The organism is Pseudomonas sp. L-22-4S-12 (assembly GCF_009799935.1).
In the GTDB taxonomy this organism is placed as follows: Bacteria; Pseudomonadota; Gammaproteobacteria; order Pseudomonadales; family Pseudomonadaceae; genus Aquipseudomonas.
Map to the genome: position 1 here is coordinate 36,160 of NZ_WELL01000007.1, position 18,544 is coordinate 54,703.

12 protein-coding genes are annotated in these 18,544 nt (G+C 65.9%); 3 read left to right on the forward strand and 9 right to left on the reverse strand.

The annotated features are described in order from the left end of the window. Window positions 1–2: 2 nt before the first annotated feature. The 4 genes from F3I16_RS16520 to F3I16_RS16535 all read right to left on the reverse strand — a co-directional run bounded on the left by F3I16_RS16520 (window position 3) and on the right by F3I16_RS16535 (window position 6,398). Window positions 3–3,761 (reverse strand): PAS domain S-box protein, encoded by a 3,759-nt coding sequence (locus tag F3I16_RS16520; RefSeq protein WP_160494658.1) that lies wholly within the window; start codon window positions 3,759–3,761, stop codon window positions 3–5. A gap of 178 nt (window positions 3,762–3,939) precedes the next feature. Next, entirely contained in the window at window positions 3,940–4,626 is a 687-nt protein-coding gene (locus F3I16_RS16525; protein ID WP_160494659.1) for an OmpA family protein, read from the reverse strand. A gap of 85 nt (window positions 4,627–4,711) precedes the next feature. Continuing rightward, window positions 4,712–5,359 (reverse strand): MBL fold metallo-hydrolase, encoded by a 648-nt coding sequence (locus F3I16_RS16530; RefSeq protein ID WP_160494660.1) that lies wholly within the window; start codon window positions 5,357–5,359, stop codon window positions 4,712–4,714. Between the two features lie 10 nt (window positions 5,360–5,369). Further along, window positions 5,370–6,398, reverse strand: coding sequence for an AraC family transcriptional regulator (locus F3I16_RS16535; RefSeq protein WP_160494661.1), 1,029 nt, complete (start codon window positions 6,396–6,398; stop codon window positions 5,370–5,372). A gap of 123 nt (window positions 6,399–6,521) precedes the next feature. Here F3I16_RS16535 and F3I16_RS16540 point away from each other — a divergent pair, with 123 nt between their 5' ends. Beyond that, complete coding sequence (locus F3I16_RS16540; RefSeq protein WP_160494662.1) at window positions 6,522–7,355, forward strand: metal-dependent hydrolase; 834 nt, start codon at window positions 6,522–6,524, stop codon at window positions 7,353–7,355. Here the strand turns inward: F3I16_RS16540 and F3I16_RS16545 are convergent, their stop codons facing one another. The 4 genes from F3I16_RS16545 to F3I16_RS16560 form a co-directional block, all read right to left on the reverse strand. Then, window positions 7,356–10,094 (reverse strand): LuxR C-terminal-related transcriptional regulator, encoded by a 2,739-nt coding sequence (locus F3I16_RS16545; RefSeq protein WP_160494663.1) that lies wholly within the window; start codon window positions 10,092–10,094, stop codon window positions 7,356–7,358. A 133-nt stretch (window positions 10,095–10,227) separates the two neighbouring features. Then, a complete protein-coding gene (locus F3I16_RS16550; RefSeq protein WP_160494664.1) occupies window positions 10,228–11,595 on the reverse strand; it encodes a DUF1329 domain-containing protein in 1,368 nt (455 codons plus the stop codon). A gap of 31 nt (window positions 11,596–11,626) precedes the next feature. Next, window positions 11,627–13,540, reverse strand: a complete 1,914-nt coding sequence (locus tag F3I16_RS16555) for a DUF1302 domain-containing protein (protein WP_160494665.1) — start codon at window positions 13,538–13,540, stop codon at window positions 11,627–11,629. 219 nt (window positions 13,541–13,759) lie between these two features. After that, a complete protein-coding gene (locus F3I16_RS16560) occupies window positions 13,760–15,442 on the reverse strand; it encodes a fatty acid--CoA ligase (RefSeq protein ID WP_160494666.1) in 1,683 nt (560 codons plus the stop codon). A 173-nt stretch (window positions 15,443–15,615) separates the two neighbouring features. Here F3I16_RS16560 and F3I16_RS16565 point away from each other — a divergent pair, with 173 nt between their 5' ends. Then, window positions 15,616–16,791, forward strand: coding sequence for an acetyl-CoA C-acyltransferase (locus tag F3I16_RS16565; protein ID WP_160494667.1), 1,176 nt, complete (start codon window positions 15,616–15,618; stop codon window positions 16,789–16,791). 59 nt (window positions 16,792–16,850) lie between these two features. Here F3I16_RS16565 and F3I16_RS16570 read toward each other — a convergent pair whose 3' ends face one another. Continuing rightward, window positions 16,851–17,480 carry a LysE family transporter gene (locus tag F3I16_RS16570; protein WP_160494668.1) on the reverse strand — a complete coding sequence of 210 codons (630 nt, stop codon included), beginning with the start codon at window positions 17,478–17,480 and terminating at the stop codon, window positions 16,851–16,853. A gap of 83 nt (window positions 17,481–17,563) precedes the next feature. Here F3I16_RS16570 and F3I16_RS16575 point away from each other — a divergent pair, with 83 nt between their 5' ends. Beyond that, window positions 17,564–18,529 (forward strand): 2-hydroxyacid dehydrogenase, encoded by a 966-nt coding sequence (locus F3I16_RS16575; RefSeq protein ID WP_160494669.1) that lies wholly within the window; start codon window positions 17,564–17,566, stop codon window positions 18,527–18,529. The last annotated feature ends 15 nt before the right edge of the window (window positions 18,530–18,544 follow it).

Genomic DNA, 18,544 nt, shown 5'->3' on the forward strand with positions numbered 1-18,544 from the left:
GCTCATGCACCACCCCCGGCGCGGCGCAGGGGTTCGGGAGCACTGTTCAGCCAGCGGTGCAGCATCTCCAGCAGGTCCTGGCGGCTGACCGGCTTGGCCAGGTAGTCGTCGGCGCCGGCGGTGATGCATTTTTCCCGGTCGCCCTTCATCGCGTGGGCGGTCAGGGCGATCACCGGGACATGGCAGGCGTGTTCCTCCTTGAGCAGGCGGGTGGCGGTGTAGCCGTCCATGCGCGGCATGGCCATGTCCATCAGCACCAGGTCGAAGGGCTGGCGCGCGAAGCACTCCAGGGCCTCGAGGCCATCCTTGGCCGGGGTCACGACCAGGCCCACCTCATCCAGCAACGCGGTCATCGCATAGATGTTGCGCACGTCGTCGTCCACCAGCAGCACGCGCTGGCCCGCCAGGCTCGAGCTGTCGGCCGGCGGTTCGCGCACCAGGGACAGGAAGCCCTGCAGCGCGGCGCTGAGCGGACGCAGGTCGTCGCCGTTCTTGCGCACCACCACCGCCGAGTAGCGGCGCAGGCGCTGCAGGTCCTGGCGGGCGACATCCAGGCCGGTATTAATCACCACCAGGGTGGAATGCAGCGGGCGCTCCCGATGCAGCGCCTCGAGCAGGTCGAAGCCGTCCTGGTCCGGCAGGTCGAGGTCGATCACCAGCGCGCTGAATGCCTGCGCCGCATAGGCCTGGCAGGCCTGCTGGGCACTGCTCACCGCGGTCACGCTGAAACCGAGCTGGCTCAGGTGCTCGCGATAGTGCTCGCGCTCCACCTCGACATCCTCCACCAGCAGCAGCGGGCGGACCGCCTGGCCCAGGCCGGCGAGGTCGTGGAACACCTGCTCCAGGTCGCCGCGGCCGATCGGCTTGACCAGGTAGCGCGTGCCGCCGTCCTGCCAGTCCTGCGGCTGCGGCACGCAGGAGATGATGTGCACCGGCACATCGCGGTAGTGCACCAGGCTGCGCAGGCGCCGGTAGATCTGCCAGCCACTGACGTCGGGCAGCAGGATATCGAGGATCACCGCGACGAAGCGCTCGCTCTGCAGCAGGCCGATGGCCTGCTTGCCGCTGCGGCAGAGCACGCTGGAGAAACCGTGGGCCGTGGCCTCCTCGGCAATCACCGCGGCGAAGTTGGCATCGTCCTCGACGATCAGCAGGGCCGGTCCGTGGCCGCTGCGCAGCGGCGCGCTGCTCAGCGGTTCATCGCTCTCCACCTGGGCCAGGGCCACCACCGGCAGCTGCACGATGAAGCTCGAACCCTGCCCCTGGGTGCTCTGCAGGCTGATCTGGCCGCCGAGCACCTCGACCAGCTGGCGGGTGATGGCCAGGCCCAGGCCGGTGCCGCCAAAGCGCCGACTGGTCGAACCGTCGATCTGCTGGAAGGCCTGGAAGATCCGCTCGTGCTGCTCCGCCGCGATGCCGATGCCGGTATCGCGGACGACGATCTGCAGGGTCTCGCGCTCATCGTCCAGGGGCGTCGGCGAGCGGCTGATGGACAGTTCCACCTCCCCCGCCTCGGTGAACTTCAGCGCATTGGACAGCAGGTTGCGCAGGATCTGGTGCAGGCGCCCACGGTCGGTGTGGATCACCCGCGGCACCCCGGGCTCCATGCTGTTGAGCAGGCGCAGGCCCTTGAGCTCGGCCATCGGCCGCAGGCTGGCATCCAGCTCCACCAGCATGTCGTGCACGTTCAGCGGCTCCAGCTTGAGCTGCACCCGGCCGGCCTCGATCTTGGCCAGGTCGAGCACATCGTTGATCAGCTGCAGCAGGTCGTTGCCGGCCTTGTAGACGATGTCCGCATGCTTGACCTGCTTCTCGGTGAGGTTGCCGGCCATGTTCTGCTTCAGCTGCTCGCTGAGGATCAGGATGCTGTTCAGCGGCGTGCGCAGCTCGTGGGACATGTTGGCGAGGAATTCGGACTTGTAGCGGTTGGCCAGCGCCAGCTGCTCGGCCTGTTCGCGCAGGCGCTGTTCGGCGGCCTTGCGCTCGCTGATATCGATGATCACCGCCTGCACCAGCATGTCGGAGCCACTGCGCAACGGCGACAGGCCCACCTCCAGCGGGATCAGCCGGCCATCGCGATGCTGGCCGAACAGCTCGCGGTTGCCGCCCATGCGCCGCGGCGACGGGTCATGGAGAAAACCTTCGCGCAGGTGCGGGTGCATCTTGCGCAGGGACTCCGGCAACAGCTGCTCGACCGGCTGGCCGAGCAGCTCATCGCGCGCGTAGCCGAACATCAGCTCGGTCTGCCGGTTGACCATGGCCACCTGGCCCTGGCCGTCGACCAGCACGATGGCATTGGGCGAGGCCTCGACCACCAGGCGGAAACGCTCCTCGGCGGCGCGCCGCTCGCTGATGTCGATGATAACCGCCTGCACCAGCGTCTCGTTGCCGGCGCGGATCGGCGACAGCCCCACCTCCAGCGGGATCAACCGGCCATCGCGATGCTGGCCGAACAGCTCGCGGTTGCCGCCCATGCGCCGCGGCTCCGGCGCGGCCTGGTAGTCCTCGCGCAGGCCGGCATGGGCCATGCGCATGGACTCAGGCAGCAGCTTTTCCACCGTCTGGCCCAGCAGCTCGGCGCGGCTGTAGCCGAACATCAGCTCGGTCTGCCGGTTGACCATGGCGATATGCCCGCGGCTGTCGGCCAGCACGATGGCATTGGGCGAGGCCTCGACCACCAGGCGGAACCTTTCCTCGCGCTCACGCACGCCCTGATTGAGGCATTCCGCGTTGGCCAGCGCGCGCTCGCGCAGGAACAGGTAGCCGCCAACCAGCAAGGACAGCAGCAGGGCCGCCAGCAGGCCGGTGCCCAGGCCGATGCTCAGGCTGCTGTTGTGCACCGCCTGCTCGTAGCGCGGCGTGCTGCTGACCTTGAGCAGCCAGGTGCGGCCATAGATGTTCAGCGTGCGCTGGGTTTCGAAGCGCGCCACATGGCCCGGCGCCGTGCTCTCGCGCAGCAGCGGACTGGCGGCACTCTGGCTGTCGGTCAGCTCGATGCCGAACAGCTCGCTGCTGCTGCCGAGGATGCCGCGCATCAGGTCGGCCATGCGGAAGGTGCCGGAGACCATGCCCTGCACTGCCGCCCGCCGCTCCTCGACGCTGGCCTGTGGCGCATTCTGCCGGTACACCGGCAGATACAGCAGCAGGCCGGCCTGCACGTCCTGCTCGGTTTCCTGGCGCAGCTTGAGCGGCCCGGTCAATACCGCCTCGCCGCTGTCACGGGCCTGCACTATGGCTTGCCGGCGAGTCGCCTCGCTGAACATGTCGAAACCCAGGGCGCGGCGGTTGCGCCAGTCCAGCGGGTTGATGAAGTCGACAATCAGGTACTCGTCGCGCGGTCCCGGCGGGTAGGCCTGGAACCCCGCTCGCCCGCTGGCGCGGGTCTGCTGGATGTAGGGTTCCAGCTCGGCGCCGCGCAGGTAGCGCCCCCAGCTCAGGGCCTGAATGCCCGGGTAGCGCTCCTGCAGCTGCAGCTGGTCGGTCGCCCGCTGCCATTCCTCGTGGGACACGTCGCTGCTGCCCGCCATCAGCCCGGACATGCCGCGCAGCACCAGTTCGTAGGCCAGCATGCGCTCGCGCACGCTCTGCTCGACGCCATCCACGGCCAGGGCGAAACGGCCGTCCTGCTCTTCCCGGCTGTTGGCCCCCAGCACCAGCCACTGCCAGGTCACCAGCGCGCTCAGGATGGCCAGCAGAACCAGGGTGACCAGCAGGGGAATCCAGGGTTTTCGTGCGGAGCTAGTAGAGGCGATGTCGTCCATGAGCGCTCCTGATCCATTATCGGCATGGGCTCAAGAGGGCGAGCCGGGCCGCTTAAAACTGCACACGCAAGGCATATGTTGAGCAGTTTAGTCAGGATTTTAAGGCGTACGACTCTCTCGACGGACGGCAGCCTAAATGCACAAGGCCCCTGAACGGGGCCTTGTGTCTGAACCGGGATTACTGCTGGCCGGGCAGCGGCCGCAGGTTGATTTCCACCCGGCGATTCTGTGAGCGCCCCGCCTCGCTGGCGTTGCTGGCAATGGGCTGGTCCGGGCCGGCGCCACGGGTGGTCACCCGGGTGGCATTGACGCCCTGTGCCAGCAGGTAGTTGGCCACGCTCTGCGCGCGGCGCTGGGACAGGTTCATGTTGTAGGCATGGCTGCCGGTGCTGTCGGTGTGGCCGACGATCTCGATGCTGTTCTGCTCGTACTGGCGGAACGAGGTCGCCAGGTTGTTCAGCGGGGTATAGAAGTTGCTGGCGATATCCGCCGAATCGGTGGCGAAGGTGATGTTGCCGGGCATGATCAGCTGGATGTTGTCGCCCTGGCGCTCGACCTGTACGCCGGTGCCCTCCATGCTGCGGCGCAGCTCAGCTTCCTGCTTGTCCACGTAGTAGCCGTAGCCGGCACCGGCGGCGCCGGCCACCGCGGCACCGATCAGCGCGCCCTTGCCGCGGTCGTCATGGCTGATCGCCGCGCCGGCGACCGCCCCCGCCAGGGCACCGAGGCCGCCGTACTTGGCGGTCTTGCTCATGCCGTCGGTGCTGGTGCCGGAGGTCTGGCTGTCGTAGGGGTTTTGCGAGGCACAGCCGCTCACCAAGGCGGCCAGGGTAGCAGTGAGGATCAGGCGTGAAGGGGTGAACATGGTTGCAGCTCCTGAGGCAATTTGCGTTGCCGGTATTCTGGTTGGCAAAGTTTAGAACAGCGTACGGGGAGAAAGATTCCCGCACTCAGGCGCGGATAAAGGGATTTTCCCGCATCTCATCGCCCAGCCGCGTTTGCGGCCCGTGTCCGGTGATCACGGTGGCCTCTTCGTCCAGGCAGTACAGGCGCTGCCTGATCGAGCGCTCGATGGTGGCGTAATCGCCGCCCCACAGGTCGGTGCGGCCGATACCGCGGCGGAACAGGGTGTCGCCGGCGATCAGCAGCTTGTCCTGGGGGAACCAGAAACTCATCGAGCCCGGGGTGTGCCCAGGCGTATGCAGGGCCACGCCACAACCGCAGGCCAGCTCTTCGTCGTCGGCCAGCCACTGATCCGGCGCCGGCACCGGCCGGTAGGGCACGCCGAACATGCGGCACTGCATCTCCAGGTTATCCCAGAGGAACTGGTCTTCCTGGTGCAGGTGCAGGGTCGCGCCAGTCAGCTCCTTCAGCTGCCCGGAAGCGAGGAAGTGATCCAGGTGGGCGTGGGTGTGAATGATGCTGACCAGTTGCAGACCGTGGGCCTGCAGCCGCGCCAGGATCAGCTCGGGCTCGCCGCCCGGATCGACCACCAAGGCCTTCTTGCTGACGGGATCGCCGATCAGGGTGCAGTTGCACTGCAAAGGCCCGACCGGAAAGGTTTCGCGGATCAGGCTGGGCGCTGGGCTGGTGGTCATCTGGCAGTCCTCATCGGTGAACGGGGTCGGCACGATAATCGCTCGGCTGCCGCCCCGTCCATTTGCGAAAGGCCCGGCGAAAATTGGAAGGGTCGCTGAAGCCTAGCAGCACGGCAATTTCGTAGAGCGGCAGGTGCGTGGTTCCCAGGTATTGCAGGGCCAGGCTCCTGCGGACTTGGTCGAGGACCTGCTGGTAGCTGGTGCCGGCAGTGGCCAGGTGACGGCGCAGGCTGCGCCCGCTGATGTGCAGGGCCCGGGCCGCGCTGTCCAGATCGGGGAAGTCGCCGGGCCGCGCCAGCAGCAGGCGGCGCACCCGGCTGAGCAAGCCATCCCGTACATCGAGCGTGGCCAGCAGCGCCTCGCACTGTTGCTCGCACATCTGCATGGTGGCCGGGTTGGCCAGGGCCATGGGGCGCTCGAGATAGACCCTGGGTAGGGTCAGCCAGTGCCAGGGCTGCTCGAAGGCCGCGGCACAGCCGAATACCTCGGTATAGCGCCCGGCATGCTCGGGCGCCGGATAGGCGAAGCCCACGGCCACGCCCTGTGGCAATTCGCCGAGCAGGAACCGGGCAATGCCGTAGAGGCTGGCGAACAGCCCTTCGGCGGCAAAGCGGCTGAGACCGGCCAGGGGAATCGACTCGCTGGCACGCAACTCCAGGCAATCGTCCCGTTCGACCAGCTGCAGGTCGAAGGTCAGCCCCAGCACCCGGTAGTACTTCAAGGCAAAGTGGATGGCCTTGCCCAGAGTCGCGCTCGAGAGCAGTGCATATCCGAGGATGCCGTGCGCCGAGGCATTCAGGCGCTGCCCCAGGAGCAGGCCCAGCGCCGGCTCGGCGGTTGCCAGCAGAGCAGCACTGGCCAGCTGGTGGAAGTCGGCGAGCGACAGGCGCCCCGTGGGATTGTGCAGCACCGGCAGGGGCACACCCGCGGCCGCCAGCAAGCGCTCACGCGGCACCGTGAGGCTGGCGGCCAGCTCGAGCAAGGCCTCGGCGTAGGCCAGGGGCACCAGCTCGGCATGGAGGGCAAGGCGCTTGGTCATGGAAGCGTCACCACTGGGCCAATGGCCGGAAATGACCCGAAGATTGGCAGAAGATAACCTTGTCCGCTAAACGCCGGCAAGCCCATAGTCCGGGAAAACAATAACAACCAAATGGTAGGCAACATGCCCAGCCCGACCCCGCCGGACCTGCAGATCAAGCCGCGTCAACCGGCATTCACCCTGGCCCAGCCCTGGTCCCGCCACTGGCATGGCGGCAATGCCTTCAAGAGCCATTTCTTCGATGCCATGTCGTTGCTGTTTCCCGATGGCGAGCGCTTCTTCATCGACTCCGTGCGCCATTACCGCGACCAGGTGACAGACCCGCAATTGCAGAAACAGATCGGCGGCTTCATCGGCCAGGAAGCCCACCATAGCCGCGAGCATGATCGCTACAGCCTGGCACTGCGCCAGTGCGGCTACGACCTCGACTACCTGGAGCGCCGTCTGAAACGGCGCCTGGCCTTCGTGCGCAAGCACCTGCCGCCCAAGGTGCACCTGGCCTCGACCGTGGCGGTTGAGCACTTCACTGCGATCATGGCCGACGCCATCCTGAAGAATCCGCAGTGGCTGGCAGGCGCCGATCCGGACATGGCCAAACTCTGGCGCTGGCATGCCCTGGAGGAAAGCGAACACAAGGCCGTGGCCTTCGACCTGTACCAGCAGGTGTACGGCAGCCCCTGGCTGAGACGGCGCGCCATGCTGCACAGCACGCTGTACTTCACCCTGGATACCTTCAAGGGCCTGGTCCACATGCTCAAGCGCGACGGCCTGCTGTGGAACTGGCGAATCTGGCGCGACGGCCTGGGCTGGCTGTGGGGCAGCCGCGGCATCCTGCGTCCACTGGTGCGCGCCTATCTGGACTTCTACAAGGCCGACTTCCACCCCTGGCAGCACGACAACCTGCAGCTGATCCTGGACTACCGCCGCGAATTCGACATCTCGGCTGAGGCGCGCTAGCTAGCGCAGCAGCCCCAGGCTTTTCGCCCGCGCCACGGCCTGGGTGCGGCGTTCCACGCCCAGCTTGCTGTTAATGTGCCGGGCGTGGGTCTTGACCGTGTGCAGGGAAATGAACAGGCGCTCGCTGATCTGCTGGTTCGAGCAGCCCAGGGCGATCAGGCGCAGCACCGCCAGCTCGCGGCTGCTCAGGGTCTCCGCCACACCCAGGGCGGCGAAGTCCTCGGCGACCTCTGCGGCTTGCGGCAGGTGCAACTGCAGGGCCTCGGTCAAGGCGCTGGCGGGCATCGCCTGCAACTGCTCCTGCAGCCACTCGGGCTGATGCGACAACAACTCGTGGAACGGCAGCACGCAGCCGCCGGCCGCGGCCTCCAGGCTGCCAAGCAACTGCTGCTGGGCCTCGCGCTCACGCCCGGCCGAATGCAGCAGCAGGGTCAACTGGACCTGGGCAAAACCACCGATCAACTGCCCGCCACAGCTCTGGGCGCGCACGATCAGCGCGCGCAAGCGCCGCTCGGCCTCGTCCACCAGGCCCTGACGACGCTCCAGGGCGGCCCGGTGAATCTCGATATGCAGGGACAGCTGGGGATGGAACTCCGGCGCCGCCGCCGCATGCTCGCCACTGTAGGTGTCGGCCAGGCGCAGCAGCCAGGCGCTGGCCAGCTCGACCTGGCCCTGGGTCAGCCACAGTTCGCACTTGGCCAGGGTGATCATTGCCAGGTAATACACCGGCGGCACATCCCAGATGTGCATCAGGCGCTCGGCCTCGGCCAGCTGGGCGAAGGCCTCGGTAAAGCGGCCAGCGCGCCCTTCCTGACTGGCCAGTACGCAATAACCGATCAGCAGGCTGATGTCGCGGCAAGCACGCGCTTCGGCGATGCCGAGCTGCAGGTAGCGCCTGGCTTCCTCCGGCTGCAGCAACAAGCTCAGCAGCAAGCCTTGATACAGGGTCAGGCGGGCGCGCACGGCATACAGGCGCTGCGCGGGCAATTCATGCAGGCGCCCCAGGCCATGGCGTACCTCCTCCAGGGCCCGGGTCGCTTCCCCGCGCGCCAAAAGCACCCGCGCCCGCTCGTAGTGGCAGAAACCTTCGAACAGTGGATTGCCCTGGCGCTGCGCCAGCTCCAGGGCCTCGCGATTGAGCCCGCGCGCGCGCCACAGGTCGCCCTTGACCACGGCCAGGTTGGCCAGGGTCGACAGGCACAACAGGCGCGGACCGAAGCGCGTGGCCGGCAAGGTCGCCAGGGCCGCCGTGCAGTATTCCTCGGCCCGCAGGCTGTCGCCGCGGCCGCGGGCGATCACCCCGCTGACGGCCAGCCACTGGGCCAGCAGCGACTGCTGCTCCTCGGCTGTCGGCGCCGGCAGGAAGCGCACCATCTGGCTGGCCAGATCTTGCGCCGCATCCAGCTGGCAGGCCAGGGCCAGCACCCAGCTGTACAGCACGATCAGGCGCGGCGTGCTGCTCAGCAGGCTGTCGGGCAGGTCCATCTTCCAGCGCAGCAGCATGGCGACATTCTGTTCGGCCAGCAGGTGCTCCTCGGACAGGTTCTGCACCAGGCTCGCCGCCACATCCGGCTGGCCGGCACGCAGGGCCTGCTCCACCGCCTCGTCGAGCAGGCCCTGGGCGCTGAACCAGCGGCAGGCCCGCAGGTGCAGGCTGGATTGCGGCATGGACATGCCCGGCGCCGGGCTGGCGCGCAGCAGATCGGAAAACAGGTGGTGATAGCGGAACCAGCGCCCCTGCTCATCCAGCGGCACCAGAAACACCTGGTTGGCCTGCAGGTGCTGCAGGATCGCGGCGCTGTCATGGCTGTCGCGCAGCGCATCGCAGAGTTCGGCGCAGAAGCGCTCCAGGCAGGCGGTGTCGTACAGGAAGCCCTGCACCTCGGCCGGCTGGCGCTCGATCACCTCTTCCAGCAGGTAGTCGCGAATCAGCCCCTGGGCCCCGTGCAGATCCTGCGCGAGCTCCTCGTTACCACCTTCGTCGCTGGCCAGCAGCCACAGGCGCAGGCCGGCCACCCAGCCCTCGCTGCGCTGCAGCAGGTTGTGCAACGCTTCGCCGGTCAGGCTGGAGCCCTGGCTGCTGAGCAGCTCATGGGTTTCCTCGGGGGTCAGGCGCAGGTCCTGCTCCTGCAGTTCGAGCAACTGCCGCGACAGGCGCAGACGCGCCAGGTGCCAGTCCGGACGCTGGCGGCTGGTAACCAGCAACAGCATGCCGGCCGGCAGATGATTGAGGAAGAACTGCAGGCAGCGATCCAGCACCGGCCCCTGAGCCAGATGGTAGTCGTCCAGCACCAGCAGCAGCGGCGCGGCCGGGTCCAGGCGCTGGCCCAGCTCGTCGAGCAGGCTGTCGAGCAGCTCCTCGAAGGCGAATGGCTGGTGGCGCTGGCGCATCTTCAGCAGGCCGAGCGCTTCCTCGCCGAGCCCCGGGAACGACTGGCGCAAGCCATCCAGCAGGCGTTCGAGGAAACGTCCGGGGTCACTGTCGCGGCGGCTCAGGCCCAGCCACAGGCTCTGCCAGTGTGCGGGCAGGCGCTCGCAGAATTCGATGGCCAGGGAACTCTTGCCAAACCCCGCCGGCGCACAGACCAGCAGCAGACGCCCGTGCATGCCCTCGGCCAGCCGTTCGCACAGGCGCGGGCGCAGCACATGGCCGGCGGGCAGTGGCGGACGGAAGAAACGCCCATCCCCCGAGCTGAGGGGGAAGCTGGCGAGGCTGGGCGAACGGGACAGATCGGACACGGGGCGCAGGGTGGCTCTTGGCAGACTAAGTGCCCGCAGCCTATCCCCTTGTTCCGCGCATTTGAAGCCCGCTTTGTATCCAGAAAGAAAAAAGCCGGCACAAGGCCGGCTTTTTCCTGGAGCGGGTCGCGGATTAACGCACGCCAGCCTGACGCAGGGCGGCAGGGGTGTAATCGCTGGTGCCGGCCTTGTAGTTGAAGTCGTAGGATTGTTTTTCCTCGTTCTTCATGCCCAGGGCCAGGTAACGACCGGAGATGATGTCGTACAGGGTTTCCACGGTGTACCACGGTACTTGCTTGTCGTAGTAGTACTGCGAGTGGGCTTCGGCAACACGCCACAGGGCGCCACGACCGTCGTAGTGGTCGATCACCGCAGCCTGCCAGGTATCCTCGTCCATGTACACATCACGCTTGGCGTAAATGTGACGCTCGCCGGACTTCAGGGTACCGGTCACGTGCCACACGCGGTGCAGCTCGTAGCGGGTCAGGTCCTGGTTGATGTGGCCAGCCTTGACGATATCGGCGTACTTCAGCTTCGGCGAATCGAGGTCATAGGTGTTGTACGGGATGTAGATTTCCTTCTTGCCGACCAGCTTCCAGTCGTAACGGTCAGGCGCACCGTTGTACATGTCGAAGTTGTCGGAAGTACGCAGACCGTCGGCAGCGGTGCCTGGGCCGTCGTAGGAAACCTGCGGGGCGCGACGCACGCGGCGCTGACCGGCGTTGTACAGCCAGGCCAGACGCGGCTCCTTCACCTGGTTGAGGGTTTCGTGCACCAGCAGCACGTTACCGGCCAGACGCGACGGCGCGGTTACCCGCTGCTTGAAGTAGAACAGGATGTTGCTCGGCTTGCTCGCGTCGTAGTCGGTCAGACTGGTCGGGAAAGTGAACTCGTCCTGGAAGTACACCAGGCTGTAGGAACCGTTCGGCTGCGGAGTGGCCTGGGTGACCAGACGGCGCACGCTGCCGCCGCGATAACGGGTGATCTGGTTCCAGATCGCTTCCAGGCCGTTCTGCGGGATCGGGAAGGGGTTGGCGGACTTGAAGTTCTCCAGACCGTTACCACCTTCGACCAGCTTGGTGTTGGCGGCGTTGAACTTGGCATCGTCCTGCACGTTCTGTGGCACGGTGGCGGAACGGTGGGTCGTGTACACCGGGATCTTGTAGCTGTCCGGGTAGCGCTTGAACATTGCCAGCTGGCCGGGGGTCAGCTTGTCCTTGTACTGGTCGACGTTCTGCGCGGTGATGGTGAACAGCGGCTTCTCACCGGCGAACGGGTTGGACAGGAAACCGCGGTCATCCGCAGTACCGGCGTTCTTCGGCAGACCGCCGGTCCACTCCGGAATGCTGCCATCGGCATTGCCGGCTTTTTCCGCGCCCAGAGGGGTCAGGCTGTTGCCCAGCTTGGCCACTTCGTCGGCCGATACGGCGGCCATCACGCTGGTAGCCAGCAGAGACAGGGCCAGAGCACCGGATTGCAGCAAGAACTTTGTTGTTTTCATTTGCATGTCTTTCCTCAATGATCCTGAGCGCTTAGAAGTTCGCGCCGAAGCTGAGCGCTACGAAGTCACGGTCGATCGAAGTGTTGTAGTCGCCACCGAAGAAGTCGGTGTAGGACAGGTTGGCGGTGTAGGTGTTCTGATACTCGGCTTCCAGACCCAGGCTGACAGCCTTGCGGCCTTCCTCGAAGTTGGCACCCGGACCAGGCGAGTAACCGTCCACGTCATGCGACCAGGCTACGCTTGGCTTGAGGTTGATACCGGCAAACACGTCCGGGTAATCCCAGATGGCGCGGGCACGGTAGCCCCAGGAGCTGTGCGTGGTGTAACCGTCGTCGTTGCAGTCTTTGGTGGCGTTGGAGAAGTCGGTGTTGGCCTGACCGTCTACCACCGCACGCCCCAGGGTCACATCGTTCAACAGCTCGCAGGAGCCGTTCGGCAACTCGCCCGGACCGAAGACCGGGTCACGACCATAGCGGGCTTCACTGGTGTGCTCCAGGCCGCCGACGAAGGTCATGCCGACCTCACCGACCAGGGTCAAACGACTGGCGCCCATGACCTGATCGAGGAAGTGGGTGAAGGTAGTCTGGATCTGGGTGACTTCCTTGCGGTTGTAACCGTGACGAGTCGCACCCGGAGCGCCATCCAGCACGGAGGCATCGGCATAGGGGTTATCAACCAATGGGTTGTTCAGCGGACGTACGGCGGAGTAGAGAACGTCGGTGGTATTCAGGGCAACCGGCGCATTCGGCCGGTAGCTGACTTCACCGCTCCATGCGGTACCGGTAGGCAGCGTGGTGGAGAAGCTCAGGCCATACAGGCGGATATCTTCCGGATACTCCATGAAATAGCTTGAGTTGCCGGCAATCGCCAAGGCGGAGGCCGCACCATTGAATGCCGGCAGGAGGGCGTTAGCCACGTTGTAAACGTCCTGCCCCGGTGCGGTAGCACTGAGGATCGGCGCGCGGCTGTGGTAGTTCATCGCATAGGCACCGAATTCGGTGTCCAGCGGCTCGAAGAAGTAGCGGAACGCCAGGCCCCATTGGCCACTGTCGCGCGCATCGACGTCACCAGAACGTTTGACCAGGTTGCCTTCCGAGTTAACATCCAGCGGATCCAGACCACGAGCCGTCAGAACACTGTTCAGAGTTCCGACCAGCGCTTCGTTGTTGGTCAGCAGACGCAGGTTGTCATCGCAACCATCGGCGGCCACGTCCGCATTCGAGAAGAAGGTGCCGCAGTTGTCGACTACGGTCTGGCTCCACTCGAGCTGGTAGAAGGCTTCGGCAGACAGGTTCTCGGTCAGGCTCTGCGACACGTAGAACATGTTGACCGGGATCAGGCCTTCCTTGATTTCGGCGCCCGGGCGACGGAATGCGGAGACGTCAACCGGGTTGATGGCGTTGATGCTGTTCTGGATGAAGGTACTTTCACCCCAGCTCACTACCTGCTTGCCGAGACGCACGGAGCCCGGCTGATCGCCGATGGAGTAGTTGTGGTAGACGAAGGCGTCGAGGATCTCGGCGCCGGAGGACTGCGCGCCCTCTTTGCGGTTGCTGTCGTCGATGTCCTTGAACAGACGGCTCTCGTCCTTCAGCTCGAAGTCGTACCAGTACTTGCCGCGAACGAAGACGCCGGTGTCGCCGTACTTCAGTTCCAGGTCGTGGATGCCCTTGAAGATCTTCGAGAAGGTCTCGCCCTTCTTGAAGTTCAGGTGGCCATCATCGGTAGTTTGCGAGAGGCCCTGGCCACCATTGTTGACCCCGATCAGATCTGGGTCCGCGCCACGAACCGACCAGCTGGCACCAACGGAGAGAGAGGAATCGAGTTGCCCCTCGATCTCGCCGACATTGAAGGTGACACCGAATGCCGGGGCAGCGAGTGTGGAGGCAAGACTTACGGCCAGCGGCAGCTTGGCCATCCGCCAGAACGGTTGAGTTGTTGTCATCGACGCTACTCCATGTGTTTTTTGTTATGGATGGTGCGGACTATAGCCAGCGGCTTTCTCGGCTTGATCCCCCGAAAGTGTGATTTCCGGGCGCCAACCTCTCTAGACCGCTGAGTCACAAAATCTGGTGCCGGTTGAAAGCCCGCTCTGCGACAGCAATATGTAAGCCAAGCGTTTGCTTGGCCCCGGCAAAAAGCCTGAAAAGACCCGAAATGGCGGTCACAGGGTCGACAGGAAGGCACTACCCGAAGCCTGCCACTGGGCGATATCCAGGCGAATGCGTTTCTTGTCCAGCTTGCCGACGCTGGTCTTGGGAATATCGGTAACAAGTGCAATCTGACTGGGTATCGCCCACTTGTTGATATGCCCCTGCTCGACGAAGGGTTTCAGGTGTTCCTTCAGGCCCCGCGCATCCAGGCTCTGACCCTCGCGCAACACCAGCAGGGCGAACGGCCGCTCACCCCACTGCGGATCGGGGATACCCACCACCGCCACCTCGCGTACCGCCGGGTGACGACTGATCAGGTCCTCCAGCTCCAGGGAGGACAGCCACTCGCCACCGGTCTTGATCACATCCTTGATACGGTCACGGATATCGATGAAGCCGAAGTCGTCCAGGGTGGCGACGTCACCGGTGTGCAGCCAGCCATGTTCCCACAGCTCTGCACCCTTCTCCGGCTCGCGGAAGTAGCCTTGGGTCAGCCAGGGCGCGCGCAGCACCAGCTCGCCCTGGGTCTCGCCATCGGCGGGCAGCAGGCGCCCGTCCGCGGCCATGATGGCCGCCTCGACCAGCGGCACCGGTACACCGGCCTTGATCCGGTAGGTGGTGCGCTCGTCCTCGCTGCCCGCCAGCAGCTCGTCGTTGATGTGCGCGCAGGAGATCAGCGGGCAGGTCTCGGACATGCCATAGGCCGCCGTCAGCTGGATGCCGCGCGCCTTGGCCGCCTCGTACAGGGCACGATTCAGCGCGCTGCCGCCGATGATGATCTTCCAGCCGGCGAAATCCAGGCCCTGGCCGGCCTTGGCGTTGAGCACCATCTGCAGGATGGTCGGCACGCAGTGGGAGAACGTGACCTTCTCCTTCTGCCACAGCTGCACCAGCAACTCCGGCTCGTAACGCCCCGGGTAAACCTGCTTGATGCCGAGCATGGTGGCAACGTAGGGAATGCCCCAGGCATGTACGTGGAACATCGGGGTGATCGGCATGTACACGTCGTTGGTGCCGAGCAGGCGCACGCTGTCCAGGCTGCCCAGCACGCTGGCTTCGGCCAGGGTGTGCAGCACCAGTTGGCGATGGGTGAAGTACACGCCCTTGGGGTTGCCGGTGGTACCGGTGGTATAGAAGGTAGTGGCGACCGAGTTCTCGTCGAAATCCGGGAAGTCGTACTGCGCGCTGGCGCCAGCCAGCAGGCTCTCGTACTCGCCCACCAGGTTGGGCAGTTCGGCGCTCTTCTCGGCGCCATCGGTGAGCAGCAGGGTCTTCTCCACGGTGGTCAGCTGGCTGGCAACCGACTGATACAGCGGCACGAACTCGCTGTTGACCAGCACGAACTTATCCTCGGCATGGTTCATGGTGTAGAGGATCTGCTCGGCCGACAGGCGGATGTTGATGGTGTGCAGCACCGCGCCGATCATCGGGATGGCGAACATGCATTCCAGGTAACGGTGGCTGTCCCAGTCCATCACCGCCACGGTGTCGCCCGCCTTCACCCCGGCCGCGCTCAGCACATTGGCCAGACGCGCCACGCGCTCGTTGAAGGTGGCGTAGCTGTAGCGCATCTGGTCGCGGTAGACGATCTCGCGGGTCTTCTCGTAGCGGATGCCGGAGAGCAACAGGCGCTTGATCAGCAGCGGCGCTTCGTGCGCGTTATCAGCCGGCGGGATGACACGGGTCTGCAGCATGGCGGGGTCCTTTTCTTGGAGTTTTTCTATGGCGCTCAATCTAGAGCGGCGCGACCTGCGCATTAATCAGCCCAAAGAATGATTTTCCACGTGACTCTTTGGCCTCTTTTGGTCACGGAGTAGAATCGTCGTCACCTGGCCGTACCTGGCTTCACCAGCAAGAGGTAATACCGATGTCCGATATCGTCATCGTCAGTGGCGCCCGCACCCCGATGGGCGGCTTCCAAGGCAGCCTGTCCAGCGTTCCCGCCGTGGAACTGGGCGCCATCGCCATTCGCGAAGCCGTGGCCCGCGCCGGCATCGCGCCTGCCGACGTGCAGGAAGTGATCATGGGCTGCGTGCTGCCCGCCGGCCTCAAGCAGGGCCCGGCCCGCCAGGCGGCGCTGAACGCCGGCCTGCCGGCCGCCACCGGCTGCACCACCATCAACAAGCTGTGCGGCTCGGGCATGAAGGCCGTGATGCTGGCCCACGACCTGCTCAAGGCCGGGACCAACAGCGTGATGGTCGCCGGCGGCATGGAGAGCATGTCCAACGCCCCCTACATCATCGAGAAGGCCCGCAGCGGCCTGCGCATGGGCCACGGTGAGATCAAGGACCACATGTTCTTCGACGGCCTGGAAGACGCCCGCACCGGCCGCCTGATGGGCTCCTTCGCCCAGGAAACCGCCGACCAGTACGGCATCACCCGCGAGGAGATGGACGCCTACGCCATCGAATCGCTCAAGCGCGCCCAGGCCGCCATCCAGAGCGGCGCCCTCGCTGCCGAGATCGTCCCGGTCACCGTCACCAGCCGCAAGGGTGAGGTGGTGGTCAAGGACGACGAGCAGCCGCTCAACGCCAACCTGGACAAGATTCCCGGCCTCAAGCCGGCCTTCCGCAAGGACGGCAGCATCACCGCCGCCAACGCCAGCTCGATCTCCGACGGCGCCAGCGCCCTGGTCCTGATGACCGCCGAGGAAGCGGCCAAGCGCGGCCTCCAGCCGCTGGCCAGGATCGTCGCCCACGCCACCCAGAGCCAGGACCCGAGCGAGTTCACCATCGCCCCGATCGGCGCCATGACCAACCTGTTCAAGAAGACCGGCTGGAGCAAGGACGACGTCGACCTGTACGAGATCAACGAAGCCTTCGCCATGGTCACCATGCTGGCCATGCGCGAACACGGCCTGGATCACGCCAAGGTCAACGTCTACGGCGGCGCCTGCGCCCAGGGCCACCCGGTCGGCTCCACCGGCTCGCGCCTGATCGTCACCCTGATCAACGCCCTGCAGAACAAGGGCGGCAAGCGCGGCGTGGCCTCGCTGTGCATCGGCGGCGGCGAAGCCACCGCGATCGCCATCGAACTGCTGTAACCCCAGCGCTAACGAAAAAGCCCCTGGTTTGCGCCAGGGGCTTTTTTTCGGGCGCCGAATCAGCGCAGCTCGGTAAAGGCCAGCTTCACTCCCAGGCCGACCAGCACCGCGCCCATCAGCCGATCGAACCAGTGGCCCAGGCGCGCGAAGCCGGCGCGCACCCGCGCCTGGCTGAACAGCAGCGCCACCAGGCAGAACCACAGCGCCGTCGCGGCCGCCAGGTAGAGCCCGTAACCGGCCTGCACCGACAGCGGCGTGTGCGGGTTGATCACCACGGTGAACAGCGACAGGAAGAACAGCGTGGCCTTGGGGTTCAGGCCATTGGTGATGAAGCCGGTCATGAATGCCGACCGCGGCGAACGCTCGCCAGCCTCGCCCAGCGCCTCCAGCGCCCCCGCTGCCGCCGGGCGCGCGCGCAGGGCCTTGATGCCGATATAGAACAGGTAGGCCGCGGCCAGCCACTTTAGCGCGTTGAACAGCACGATCGACTGCGACACGATCAGGCCGATGCCCAGCAGCGAATAACCGACATGCACGAAGATCCCCGTGCCGACGCCCAGCGCCGTCCAGGTCCCGGCACGCCGGCCATGGGCCACGCTCTCGCGCACCACGATGGCGAAATCCGGCCCCGGGCTGGCCACGGCCAGCAGATGGATCAAGGCCACGGTGAGAAACTCCGCCCAGTACATGCAACCTCCAACGAACAGTGGGAAAGACCGACTCAGGCTGGCAACCTTACGCCAATCCCCCTTGCCGACAACAGGTACAGCTGATGCACAACAGCGCCCACGCGGTCTTCCTCGACCACCTCTCGCTCGATCTCGGCGACCTCGACCTGACGCCCCTGCGCCAGGCCTTCGCCAGCCTGACCCTGCATGACGCCAGTACCCCGGCGCAGGTCGTGGAACGCCTGCAGGGCGCCCAGGTGGTGATCAGCAACAAGGTCCGCCTCGACGCCCAGACCCTCGCCGCCTGCCCGCAGCTCAAGCTGATCCTGATCGCCGCCACCGGCACCAACAATGTCGACCTGGACGCAGCACGCCGGCTGGGCATCCGCGTGTGCAACTGCCAGGGCTACGGCACGCCCTCGGTTGCCCAGCACTGCCTGATGCTGCTGCTCGCCCTGGCCACCCGCCTGCCCGACTACCAGGCCGCCGTGCGCGGCGGGGCCTGGCAACGGGCCAGCCAGTTCTGCCTGCTGGACTTTCCGATCATCGAACTGCAGGGCAAGACCCTCGGCCTGCTCGGCCATGGCGAGCTGGGCGGCGCCGTGGCGCACCTGGCCGAAGCCTTCGGCATGCGCGTGCTGCTCGGTGCCCTGCCCGGCCGCCCGGCTCGCGCCGACCGCCTGGCGCTGGCCGAACTGCTGCCCCAAGTCGATGCCCTGAGCCTGCATTGCCCGCTCACCGAGCAGACGCGCAACCTGATCGGCGCCGCCGAACTGGCCCTGATGAAACCCCAGGCGCTGCTGATCAACACCGCCCGCGGCGGCCTGGTCGACGAGCAGGCGCTGGCCGATGCCCTGCGGGCCGGCCACCTGGGCGGCGCGGCCTGCGACGTGCTCAGCGAGGAGCCGCCGCGCCACGGCAACCCGCTGCTGGCCGCCGATATCCCGCGCCTGATCATCACCCCGCACAACGCCTGGGGCAGCCGCGAGGCGCGCCAGCGCATCGTCGGCCAGCTGGCGGAGAATGCCCAGGCCTTCTTCGCCGGTGCAGCGCAGCGAGTGGTCGGCTAAGCTACGCGCCCTTTT